This window comes from Nostoc linckia z4, from assembly GCF_002608075.1.
Taxonomy (GTDB): Bacteria; Cyanobacteriota; Cyanobacteriia; order Cyanobacteriales; family Nostocaceae; genus Nostoc; species Nostoc linckia.
In genome coordinates this window covers 43,169-55,593 of the sequence record NZ_LAHA01000030.1, presented here as the reverse complement: position 1 = coordinate 55,593, position 12,425 = coordinate 43,169, and the positions used below count along the sequence as shown (strand labels likewise).

The following is a 12,425-nucleotide window of genomic DNA, read 5'->3' as shown; positions in this document are numbered from 1 at the left end:
CTGACTTCTAACTCCTGAATTCTGAATTCTGAATTCTGAATTCTGAATTCTGACTTCTGACTTGTTGTTTAAGTACTAAAAATAATTTGTCCGTTGACTACTGCTACTAATTTCACTCTCAAAGGCCCCGCTGTATAAATATCTTCTGCGGCGATGGCTTTAATTTCCAATGGTTGATTGTACTTTCTTAATTGGGCAACAAAACGCAGAAAAGTACCATCCACTTGTACATTTTCCACAATTCCGGCGTTACGGGCGCGAAATTGGGAAGCAGAAATTAGTATTTCCAATCGCTGCTGCAACTGATAGGATGTCATGTTTTTGGGGTCAGCGGTGGTTGTGGCTAATTGGGCACCTCCAGAGAAAACGAGTTCATTCCTGGCTATGTCGGCAAAAATTTCTATTTGCTTTTCTCCTCTAACGTAATTACCTGCGGAAAAAATTCGCACTACGTATTCGCGACCATCCTCAATTTGCTTGCTCAATTGCTCGACTCTTTCCTGAGTTACGCGCACCAGCTCTACATTTGGAGAATTTCCACCAGGCTCACTTAATTCCAGATTGGCGTTGCGATTAGCTTGTTGTAAAAGTTGTACCACCGCTTGACGAGCCGCAGCCACCTGGGTAACGCGAATTACAGCAGCCGCTAGAACTTGACCGCGAACTAAAGCCAGTTTACCCAAACGCAGGTCTTGGTAAGACTGATAATATTTTTCCAGCCTTGCAACTTCCTGTTCTAGTTGCTGTTGTTGTGTTTCCAATTCTTTGAGGCGAGATTCCCGTTTGGCAATCACTTGTTCTCTAGCTGTAATTTCTGAATTACGCTTTTGAATTAACTGGTCGAGTTGGGCAATTTTGCGATCGCGTGCTTCTATCCCTTCTTGGCGGTTGGCAAGTTCGCGATCGCGTTTTTCGATAGCTGTTTTGGCTTCGTCAATCGCTTTTTTCGCTTCCGCATACAGTCGTTGACGTTCTGTCTTTAGTAGTTCAACTGCTGCCTGTAGTTCCTGCCGCTGATTGTAAACGCTTTGCAGTTCGGCTATGGCTTTTTGGTACTGACTGACAACTCGATCTAACTGCCCTTGAGTGCGCTGGAGTTGAGTTTGGGTTTGGGCTTGCTGCTGAATGGTGCGGTTGAGTTGGGCTTGGGTTTCCCTTTGCTTGGCATTGGCCGCCTGTAAAGACTGATTAATTGCTTGCAACTCTTGTTGGGCTTTGGCTTGGGCGATTCTTGCTTGATTCAATTCGCTTTCTACCTGACTTTTCTGGGTTTCTGCGGTTTTTAGCTGTTCCCGCTTTTGCCTGAGGTCTGTTTGAATATCCTCTAACTCAAAAACTCCCTGCCGCAATTTATCATCAGCAGCGAATAAAATTCCTAAGGTTGATGCTGAAATCAAACCCCCAGTAAAAATCGTTACTAGTACTGCGGTGTTTTTTGGACGAAGGTTAAAGAGTGAGAGGCGGGCTTTGCCAACTCGTGTGCCGATGCGATCGCCCACGGTTGCAATTACGCCTCCCAGAATTAAAATTGCTGCGATGAGGATGTATCCGGTGGTCATGTTTAGCTACCGAAATCCTTCCAGATACAGCCTACTACTTTTGACCATTGTCTGTGGAGAAGTGGAGGTTGGCAATAGCTGAGATTAGTCAATTTTAGATTTTCCTTGAGCTATTAGTGCGATCTTGAAAATACGACACGTGCCGACTCCGCTTTTTCCAATTGTTTTATGTGAACTGCCGACTTAAAGTAACGGGTTTATGCACAGTAATCTTCTTCTTGTGGATAGAAATCATCTTTTTTTCACGCAAATCCCCTAGTAGCCTTGTAACTGTAACACGAGTCGAACCAATTGCCTCAGCGATCGCTTGATGAGACAACTTCAAATCAATTGTGATGCCATCAGCACAAGGAACTCCAAAATCACGACAAAGAATTAATAAAAAACTCACTAACCTGGAACCCATATCTCGGTGAGCAAGAGTTTCAATCATCATCTCTGTCTGTAAAATTCGCGAAGACAGACCCCGCAGCATTAACATTGATAATTCTGGATTTTCCTTGAGTGCTTGCTCTACTTGTTCGATTGGTGCCGACAGTAATTCCACAGGGGTAAATGCAACCGCATGGTAAAACCTATCCGATTTATTTCCTGTCAGCAATGACAATACACCAAAAACACTATTTTCTCGCAGCAGTGCTACCGTTATTTCCTCTCCTGCCTCGTACACCCTGGAAAGTTTAACAGCACCTTTTAAAAGAAAATAAACTCGTTCGGCAGGATCGCCAGGAAAAAAGATCGTTTTATTGCGTTCAAACGTTTCCACAACTGGCGGAAACGCCCCGGTCGCCATCTGACGAAAAACATTTGCTAGGGCTTTATCTTGTGTCACGATCATCTCCCTTCCCCTACCCAATGCCGGAAAAACAAAAACTAATTACCTAAGAATACACCTGAAAATTCAATAAAGCACCGTCAACCTTTCTGTACTTTCCTATACTCCAACTAATTGTTTGTTAACTCACTGTTTATAATGATACATAATTGTCGATCTCTTCAGCTATAAATTGTTGATAAACTGTTCCTAGTAGTGGTATTAAAAAGCTTTTTTGAAGAACGAATAAAGAGAACTTGAGAATATCTTTAGAAAGAATCAAGAATTTGTTGATAGCAAACACCCTTACCAATATTCATTTTTGCAAATCCCGTGTAAAACAAAGACAAACTAGCCTCGGATTCTAGTATGCTCCTAATGATCGATCCCATTAACAATTTCTATGCTGAATCTGACTGGAAAAAATGCCTTGGTTACAGGTATTGCCAACAACCGCTCCATTGCCTGGGGCATTGCCCAACAGCTGCACAAAGCAGGAGCTAATCTCGGAATTACGTACCTGCCAGATGAACGCGGCAAAATGGAGACAAAAGTAGCCGAACTAGTCCAACCCCTCAACCCCAGCTTATTTCTTCCCTGTAATGTCCAAAACGAAGAACAAATTCAATCTACCTTTGAGACAGTACGGGATAAGTGGGGAAAGCTAGACATCCTGATTCATTGTCTCGCCTTTGCCAACAAAGAAGATTTGACGGGAGGTTTTAGCCAAACCTCTCGTTCTGGTTTCAAAACTGCTTTAGAGATTAGTACTTATTCTTTAGTACAGTTAAGCAATGCAGCTAAACCCTTGATGACTGAGGGGGGTAGTATTGTCACCTTGACATATTTAGGAGGTGTGAAGGTAATTCCTAACTATAACGTTATGGGAGTTGCCAAAGCGGCATTAGAAATGAGCGTGCGTTACCTGGCTGCTGAACTAGGGCCGCAAAATATCCGCGTCAATGCCATCTCCGCAGGCCCCATCCGCACTTTAGCATCTTCAGCAGTGGGCGGAATCTTAGATATGATCCATCATGTAGAGGAAGTAGCTCCGCTACGGCGGACTGTCACTCAGCTAGAAGTCGGCAACACTGCGGCTTTTTTATGCAGTGATTTGTCCAGCGGCATCACCGGACAAGTTCTGTATGTAGATGCAGGATATGAAATTATGGGAATGTGACGCGATAAAGTTATGAGTTATGAGTTATGAGTTAAAAATTTATAACTCCTAACTCCTGACTCCTAACTCCTAACTTCTAACTCTTCCCTATGCAAACAACCAATCGCCAAGTCAATTCAAATTACGACCAGTTAACTAAAACCCCTCGGATTGCTACTGTTCATCGCACCACAGGGGAAACTAATGTGCAAGTTACCATCAATCTTGATGGAACAGGAAAATGCACCGCAGCAACAGGTATTCCGTTTTTGGATCATATGTTGCATCAAATAGCTTCACACGGGTTGATTGACTTAGATATCCAAGCCAAAGGAGACTGGGAAATTGATGACCACCATACCAACGAAGATGTAGGTATTACCTTAGGACAAGCTTTTAACCAAGCATTAGGCGATAGGAAAGGCATTGCTCGTTTTGGTAATTTCCTTGCACCTTTAGATGAAGCTTTAGTTCAGGTGGTGCTGGACTTTTCGGGACGCCCTCACCTCAGCTACGGTTTACAAATTCCTACCCAGCGTGTAGGAACTTATGACACCCAGCTGGTGCGCGAATTCTTTGTGGCATTAGCAAACCACAGCCAAATGACACTACACATTCGGCAACTGGATGGCATTAATTCTCATCACATTATTGAGGCGACATTTAAGGCCTTTGCAAGGGCGACACGCTTAGCAGTAGAAATTGACCCTCGTCGTGCTGGCTTGATTCCTAGTTCTAAAGGCGTTTTGTAAGAGCCTCCAGGGATCAGTTTATCCCAGGAAACCTAATGCGGGATGGGGGCACAGTGGCAGGGAAGCAAAGGAAGAATGATAACTCCTCACTTTTGATTCACTAAGGGCTAAACACCCCACTACCGCTAATAGCACTCACTCTGTTTGCGATAATTATCAAACTCAGTGGTGATTATTATCACCCTGTTGGGTAACTTGTAATAGATACCAAGTTGCTAATTGTTGATTAAACCGAGATGAAGTCTGTTGCAGATGACCCTGATTCTCAACTCAATAGGACAAACACTCTGCCAGTAGTCCTAACTTCTGAGTTGCGAAAAGTTTACCGTACTGGTTTTTGGCTAAATCAAAAAGTCGTATCTTTAAAAAGCTGTTCTTTAAAAGTTTATCAAGGCGAAACCTTTGGACTGTTAGGGCCCAACGGCGCTGGTAAAACTACCCTTTTAAAACTATTGTTAGGGATTATTCGTCCCACTGGTGGACAGGGACTATTGTTAGGTCAGCCAATAGGCGATCGCAATGTTAAGCAATACATCGGCTATTTACCTGAAAATCCTTATTTGTATGATTATTTAACTGGCTGGGAGTTTTTGCAGTTAGCAGCTGGGCTATTCCAAATTCCTGAGGGCATACAACGCCGACGCATTCCCCAATTGCTGGAATTAGTGGGTTTATCCCAAGCCGATGCCCGCAAAAAATTGCTGCGCCGCTACTCCAAAGGCATGTTACAGCGTGTTGGTATGGCACAGGCGCTAATTAACGAGCCAGAATTAGTTTTTTTAGATGAACCAATGTCTGGCCTCGATCCTGTAGGACGCTACCAAATGCGGGAAATTATTTTGGCTCTCAAAGCCGCCGGCAAGACGATTTTTTTCAACAGCCACATTCTCAGCGAAGTAGAACAGATTTGCGATCGCATTGCCATACTCGCTCAAGGTGAATTAATTTGCTCTGGTTCCCTGAATGAACTTTTGGGTGGTGACAACACATACCATGTCAAAGGTCAAGGTGGTGACTCGGAAATTCTCAAAAAATGGCTACCTGCTTTGAGATTTGAACCTGATGGTTCCTGGCAAGGTACACTACATGATGACTACTATGATTTTCTAGCTAGTCTTCGTCTCATGGAAGGTAAAATTATTGCCATGAACTTGTGTCGTCAGTCCTTAGAAGAGCTTTTTATTCAACAAATCCAAACAAAAAATCATTCACTAAACTAGTTTGATTGCTAAATAATTCTCTAGTTGCTAATTAAATAGCGGTCATTTTAATGTTGATAACAAATGTTACTCATTACATATTTTAAATTCAAACTTAAGTGTCATGAAATTGACTTAATTTAGTAAAAATTTATTGGTAATTGCCTCATTGGAAAGCAAACATAGTATTGTATAAACTACCTTGGATTGCTGAAATTTATTATTTGGGGATAATTGTCATATTCCAAGACACTTAACTTTAAATGAACTTCATTGAAAATTCAAATCAAATCAACAAATTTTCTCCGGAAAATTACACTTTTCAAGGAAAATAAGATTGTTGGGGAACTTGAATACTTAGGTATAGTCAAAATAAAAATGTTTAGACAGTACTTTATTAATCGTAATTTCAAAATCTCAAGGAAATATGCTTAACACGAATTTGTTGAAATCGCTTACCCAACCAGTTCTGGGTGCGGCTTTATTAACTGCTTTCAATGTTGCCGTACCCTTTGCTAGCCTAGCTCAGGGACAACCAGCACCATCAACTACACAAATACCAAATACACAAACACAATTAGATACTAACTATTTATTGGGAGGGGGCGATCGCATCCGTGTAAATGTCTTTGAAGTACCTGAATATACAGGTGAATACCAAATTCCTCCAGGAGGAGCAATCAACTTACCTTTAATTGGCAGTGTTCCAGTTCTTGGGCTAACAACCGAACAGGCTGCTGATGAAATTGCCAGAAGATATGCTCGCTTCCTCAAACGTCCTTTAATCTCAGTTAATTTATTATCACCTCGTCCGATTAATGTTTTTGTTGCTGGAGAGGTAACACGTCCAGGAGCTTATACTTTAAACTTGAGTGGAGGTGCTGGAGACAATCCAGGCGTACAATACCCCACTGTGTTAGCTGCATTGACAACAGCCCAAGGAGTTACACTGGCTGCTGATGTAACTCAAGTTCAATTACGGCGTAAATTCGGACGTGGTTCAGAACAAGTCGTTACCCTCAACTTAAAAGAACTTATCCAAACAGGTACATTATCACAAGATATAACCTTGCGGGATGGAGACACTATAGTTGTGCCAACTGCAAATACCTTCAACGTAGCAGAATCCCGCAATATATTTGCAGCTAACTTTGCTGCCAGTCAAACTACACCCCGCACAGTAACAATTATTGGTGAAGTCAACCGTCCTGGTTCCTACCTAGTTACGCCAGGTAGCTTAAACGAACAGCAGGGAGGCGCAGCTCCTAACAGTGGTACTGCTACTCCCACTGGTCTACCAAATGTTACACGAGTAATTCAACTAGCTGGTGGAATTACGGCACAGGCAGATATTCGTAATCTCAAGCTACGCCGATTGACCAGAACTGGCTCAGAACAAGCTATAGATATTAACCTTTGGCAACTGTTACAGAGTGGGGATGCTAATCAAGACATTATTGTCCAAGATGGAGATACAATCGTTGTTCCCACAGCAACAGAGATTAACCCAGCAGAGGCTACTCAACTAGCCACCACTACTTTGTCTCCCGCACGCATTCAAGTGGGTGTGGTCGGGGAAGTCAAAAGACCAGGATTAACAGACATTCAACCTAATAGCTCTTTAAACCAAGCTATACTTGCTGCTGGTGGATTCAACGATGCCAGAGCCAGTGACGATGCTGTTGATTTGATTCGTCTCAATCCTAATGGTTCCGTCACGAAACGTGTAGTAAAAGTGGATTTCTCAGCTGGGATTAATGAGCAAACTAATCCTATACTCCGCAATAATGATGTCGTAGTAGTCGGCCGCTCCGGCGGAGCAAAAGTCGGTGATACCGCAGGCCTTGTCGCTGGGCCTCTAGGTGTTATCTTCAGTATTTTGAGGGTATTCGGACTTTAGTTACAAATTTAGATTTTAATTGGGGGCGTTGGTCAACTTTTCCTGTCCCCACGATTTGATTTTATTTTTAAGTAGGACTGACGCAAGTATTATTTTGTCTTGCGATAAAGGGTAGTGTCGTCGCGACGAGGGATTACTACCCTGTCGCTCGTAATATGGAAATCACGGGATTTTTGCCCAAGTCTTGTGAAATTAACTTGAACAGGGAGTGGGGATTAATTTCTAGCAGATTTAAATTAAATTATTTTTGTCAATAGTAATAACGCTGTATATCATAGTTTTATTTTAGTATTAAATTCAATTGAATACGGTGATTGGAGCCTAAGAATTAGTGGCACTTTTTTTGATGACCCGTAGGCCTAGCCCGCATCAGCATTGCTAGCTCAAAAATTGTGTTTTCACCCCTGTTTTTGACAAAATTTTAAGTATTATTACTTATTCGATAATTATCTATGACTTTAATATGTCAAGGATAGTGGGGAGTAGAGAGTAAAAATTTTCTCTTTAAGAGAACTTAGGATCGCGTTGTAATTAGCTTGAATTTTTATGAGAATAAGAATCTTCAGGAAGCAGAGACGAAAAATGCTTTTTTCTGCTTGATTTTTATTCCCATGATGATTCTCATTATTATAAGTATTATTTAAGTAAATTAACCGATTGATGAGAGATACACTATCTTAACCACAGATCCCACATATACACAGTAGAATGATGTCGAATTATAAATGACGCCATTTGTACCAATGCTTAGTGTTCGTCAAAAATTGTAATTCTGCATACTGATGGCTTATTATCAGTATTTTTACTACAGACTTGCTAGTTTTTAGAACACAATCTCAAAAAGCATTTAATCAATATTTACGCGGAAATTCGCAGGTGCAAACCTAAAAAACCGTGTATAAACTTACAAATGGCAGTTATACGGCCGTATCGAATACTGAGTTACTTACTAAGGCTAGAGTTAGTAACCATTGACAGTTCAGTTTTTGCAACATAACCTTTTTTTCCTATGATGATTCATGGTTTGAGTTTTCTCAGTTTGAGTGCATCTGTTGTACTTCCCTGGGCATTAACGGGTATGCTTCAAGGGCAGAAGATAACAGAGTCTGTAGTTAGAGATGTTCCTCAATCATCCACTGTTCAAGAAAATAAACTACCCAATCGCAAGCTCATCAGTGCTATTACTGCTGCTGGGACGACATATTACGTTAGCGGTACTGGCAACGACAACAATAGCGGACTCACTCCCTCATCGCCGTTTAGAACTCCTCAAAGAGCGGCAAACCTCACCAAAGCGGGTGATACAGTATTTTTAATGAATGGAGTATACAGGAATTCAAGCCCAGCAAACTCGGTATTAGTGATTACACGTTCAGGTTCGTCAAATGCATGGATTACATATAAAGCGTACCCTGGACATTCGCCGAAAATCGAGCACGATGGATGGCATGGAATTTGGATTAAAGATGGAGCTTCCTACATCGAGGTCAACGGCATAGAAATTGAAGGAAATAACAGTAATATCAGTCTCAGCTATGCCCTGAGTCAACAGTATAACACTGGAAACCCAAGAACTAGCGGCAGTTGCATTACTATAGATGGGCGAACAAAAGCTCGGCCTCATCATATTCGTATTCTCAACAGCAAGATACATGACTGTGGAGGAGGAGGCATTACAGGACTTGAAGTGGATTACATAACGGTGAGTAATAACGAAGTATATAATAATGCTTGGTATTCACCCTTTGGTTGTAGTGGCATTTCCTTTCTAAAGAATTGGAACTATGACGGTAATCAGAGCAACTACAGAATGATTATAACGAACAACAAGGTCTATAGAAATAGACTGTACGTTCCCTGGATTTATAACGGCAAGAAACAAGACGGTAACGGAATAATTTTTGACCGTGGAAGAAATGATGAGGCAGGATCGAAATTACCACCGTATCAAGGCCGTATTTTGATTGCTAACAACGTTGTGTATGAAAATGGTGGTGGTGGCATTCATGCATTTAGAACTGACAATATCGATGTCATCAATAACACTTCTTACACGAATAACCAGACTCCAGAAATTTCATACGGACAAATCTCGATGAATGACACTAGGAATGTGAGAGTTCTAAATAACATTCTCTATTCTCAAAGTGGTAAGCCGATAAACATGAACAACGGAAAAAATATCAACACCACTTTCAACTATAACCTTTATAACAGTAATGGTTATAGCGCAAGTGGTAGGGGTTCTAACGATATTGTCGCAGATCCGCAGTTTGTTAATGCTGGCGGCAAGGATTTTAGAGTAAGATCGACAAGTCGAGCAATCAATAGTGGTACTAAGTTCGATTTTTTGAAAACTGATTTTCTCGGTAACCCCCGTATAAGAGGTTCAGCAACCGATAGAGGAGCATACGAAATTCAATAGTGCTGAATTTAAGTAGTACTAAATAGTTTACGAATGGGTTGTATAGCAAAATTCTGATTTCTACAGTATTTTTGTTTACAACCTATTTTTACTGAAGGCTTACAAAGGACTACAAAGCTTTATACCAATTAAAAATTCATGCACTAAGAAAACCGACAGAACGTCGCATTATTTTTTCAATTAGTATTAGATAAAATTGTAATTCTTAAGATTGTTATCAAATAAATACCATCTGAACTAAAAGCGGAGCAAACAAAGCTCCGCTTAACGTTTGATTGGTGTAAGAAATGTTGGTATAACCAAGATAAACTACAATGGAACTTTTATTTTTTGGCAAGTCCCTTAAATTCTTTTGTCAATTCCCTTGGTTGGAAATATTCGTGACCGTGATACATATAGGTACTAGATTCATTTTTATCAATGATTCCATTGACAACTAAACCCAGCACATTATAGTTGGATCTTTCTAACATTTCTTGAGCCGCGTTAGCACTGTTAGAATCAATTACTCCAGGACGAGCTACTAACAAAATCCCATCAGTCATTTGACTTAAGGTTAAAGCATCAGCAGCTAACAGAAGGGGAGGAGCATCAATAATGACAAAATCATAATTAGATTGGGATGAAAAATTGTCAATTAATGATGCCATACGTTTTGAGTCAAGCAAAGCAAGTGGGTTGGGAGGTCTAACTCCAGCTGTTAAGACATCAAGGTTATCCATTACTTTGGATACAGCCGTATTAAATTCAGCTTGACCTACAAGAACCTCACTTAGACCAACTGCATTGGTTAATTCCCACAGATGATGCTGAGAAGGAACTCGCATATCTGCATCAATTAGTAAAACTTTACGTCCTAGTTGAGCGATCGCTGCTGCTAAATTCGCTGAAACTGTAGACTTGCCTTCTTTAGGAACTGCGCTAGTGACTACAATTGTTTTAAGTACTTTATCGGAACTCAAGAATTTTAAATTTGCTTGAATCATCCGATACATTTCACTTGTTAAAGAGTAAGGCATGTCTCGGACAGCAACTTTTTGAGTTATTGATTCTGCACTTGAAAAACGAGAGCGAACCTTTTTCACGGACAGAGGAACAATTCCCAGTAAGGTATATCTAAATATATCTCTAACTTCTCTGAGTGTTTTCAGAGATCTATCTCTCATACCTAAGAATAGAACAGTTGTTGTAGCTAAAAATAAACCCAACATTATTCCTAAGAGTAAAACGAGAAATTTTTTGCCTGCTACTGGGTCAGTGGGCACTAAAGCCTGAGCAATAATCCGAGAACTTGCTGTATTGGTGTTCTCAACTAACTGTAATTCTTGAACTTTTTTCAATAAAGTTTGATATGTTGATTCTGCAACTTCAAGTTTCCGCTCTAATTCCCGCTGATTTTGTATTAATTGTGGTATTACTTGCACGCGCTTTTGATAGTTGGTGCGAGAATTATACAAAGAAGCGAGTCTTTGACTTAAGCCAAAACGTTGCACTTCTGATTGCAGAAAATCTTGGATTAAAGTTTGTCTGAGTTCTCCAATTTGCAATAAATTTTGAGGAACTTGTGCGTTGCTACCAACTGTTTGGGAAATTTGCTGCTGTAGTAAAGCTCTTAAATTAGCTTTTTTTGCTTCTAAATTAATAATTGCTGGGTTATCATCTTGGAAACGGCTGCGCTCACTTGCTAACTGCCGCTCAATATCTTGAAGTTGTGTCAAGATTCCCTGTACAGCTGGTGACTGACTTAAGGCACTGACAGCGATCGCATTTTGAGAACTCAAATTTACTTTCTGTCGCAGTTCATTGGTTTGAGCATTGACTTCATCCAATTGAGCCTGAACAGTATTAATCTCGTTATTTAAATTTCCAATAATCCCTACGGCCGACTTTGTTTCTTCTGTTAGATCTGCAATGCGGTTTTTCTGCTTAAATATACGTAGTTCTCGTTCTGCTTTATCAACAGCCTCTTGAGTTTTTGGAAGCTGCCTAGCAATAAATTGACGAGTTGATGCTGCCTCTGAACGATTTGTGAGAATATCATTTTCTAGATAAACATTCATCACTGTGTTGACCACTGCGGCAGCTTCTTCTGCGTTAAGGCTCGCATAAGTAACTCGTAATACATCTGTTCCGCCAATAATTTTTAATATCAGCGATTTTTGTAGAGCTTTTACTGTTAGGGGTTGACCTTCTTGATCTTTGAGTTGTAATTTATCTATTGTCTTCTGCAATAAAGCAGGAGACGAAATAACTTCTATCTGAGTGTTTATAGGATTTTGAGATGCTATTAGTGATTTGAGGTCTCCTGTAGATCCTCCTTCTGTGGTTGTCGGCAAAAGGTTAGATCCCACTACTTTAAAAGAAGGAATTCTGAACAATAATTTTCCTTCTGCTTCATAGGACGGCTTGATAAACCTTGTGGCCACTGCGCTGAGCATTACTGTAGCTATAAAAATGGTGGCAGCAGGTACCCACCACCGTTTCAACATCAATAAATAACGATTAAGGTCTAAATCAAGAGTTTCTCTAGATTCCATAAATTTTTATGACATAAATCTTCAAAAGTACAGTTTTTGAGCGATAAACTAAAAGATATTATGGCTTAGAGCAAGCACAA

The 12,425-nt window shown here is 40.5% G+C and carries 8 protein-coding genes; 5 read left to right on the top strand and 3 right to left on the bottom strand.

What is annotated here, in order from left to right:
* Positions 1-68 precede the first annotated feature (68 nt).
* Both VF06_RS22295 and ntcA read right to left on the bottom strand, forming a co-directional pair.
* Positions 69-1,559, bottom strand: a complete 1,491-nt coding sequence (locus VF06_RS22295) for a DUF3084 family protein (RefSeq protein WP_099067729.1) — start codon at positions 1,557-1,559, stop codon at positions 69-71.
* A gap of 166 nt (positions 1,560-1,725) precedes the next feature.
* On the bottom strand, positions 1,726-2,397 hold the full coding sequence (gene ntcA / locus VF06_RS22290; RefSeq protein ID WP_010998529.1) for a global nitrogen regulator NtcA: 672 nt from the start codon (positions 2,395-2,397) through the stop codon (positions 1,726-1,728).
* A 379-nt stretch (positions 2,398-2,776) separates the two neighbouring features.
* On the opposite strand from ntcA, the gene fabI reads away from it, so the two are divergent.
* The 5 genes from fabI to VF06_RS22265 all read left to right on the top strand — a co-directional run bounded on the left by fabI (position 2,777) and on the right by VF06_RS22265 (position 9,808).
* On the top strand, positions 2,777-3,553 hold the full coding sequence (fabI, locus tag VF06_RS22285; protein ID WP_099067730.1) for an enoyl-ACP reductase FabI: 777 nt from the start codon (positions 2,777-2,779) through the stop codon (positions 3,551-3,553).
* A gap of 89 nt (positions 3,554-3,642) precedes the next feature.
* Complete coding sequence (gene hisB, locus VF06_RS22280; protein WP_099067731.1) at positions 3,643-4,284, top strand: imidazoleglycerol-phosphate dehydratase HisB; 642 nt, start codon at positions 3,643-3,645, stop codon at positions 4,282-4,284.
* A gap of 236 nt (positions 4,285-4,520) precedes the next feature.
* The gene (locus VF06_RS22275) at positions 4,521-5,504 is read left to right on the top strand and encodes an ABC transporter ATP-binding protein (RefSeq protein ID WP_099067732.1); all 984 of its coding nucleotides are present in this window, start codon (positions 4,521-4,523) and stop codon (positions 5,502-5,504) included.
* 406 nt (positions 5,505-5,910) lie between these two features.
* Positions 5,911-7,383, top strand: coding sequence for an SLBB domain-containing protein (locus tag VF06_RS22270; RefSeq protein WP_099067733.1), 1,473 nt, complete (start codon positions 5,911-5,913; stop codon positions 7,381-7,383).
* A 1,039-nt stretch (positions 7,384-8,422) separates the two neighbouring features.
* Positions 8,423-9,808 (top strand): right-handed parallel beta-helix repeat-containing protein, encoded by a 1,386-nt coding sequence (locus VF06_RS22265; RefSeq protein ID WP_244917981.1) that lies wholly within the window; start codon positions 8,423-8,425, stop codon positions 9,806-9,808.
* A 323-nt stretch (positions 9,809-10,131) separates the two neighbouring features.
* Here the strand turns inward: VF06_RS22265 and VF06_RS22260 are convergent, their stop codons facing one another.
* Complete coding sequence (locus VF06_RS22260) at positions 10,132-12,345, bottom strand: GumC family protein (protein WP_099067734.1); 2,214 nt, start codon at positions 12,343-12,345, stop codon at positions 10,132-10,134.
* Positions 12,346-12,425: the final 80 nt, after the last annotated feature.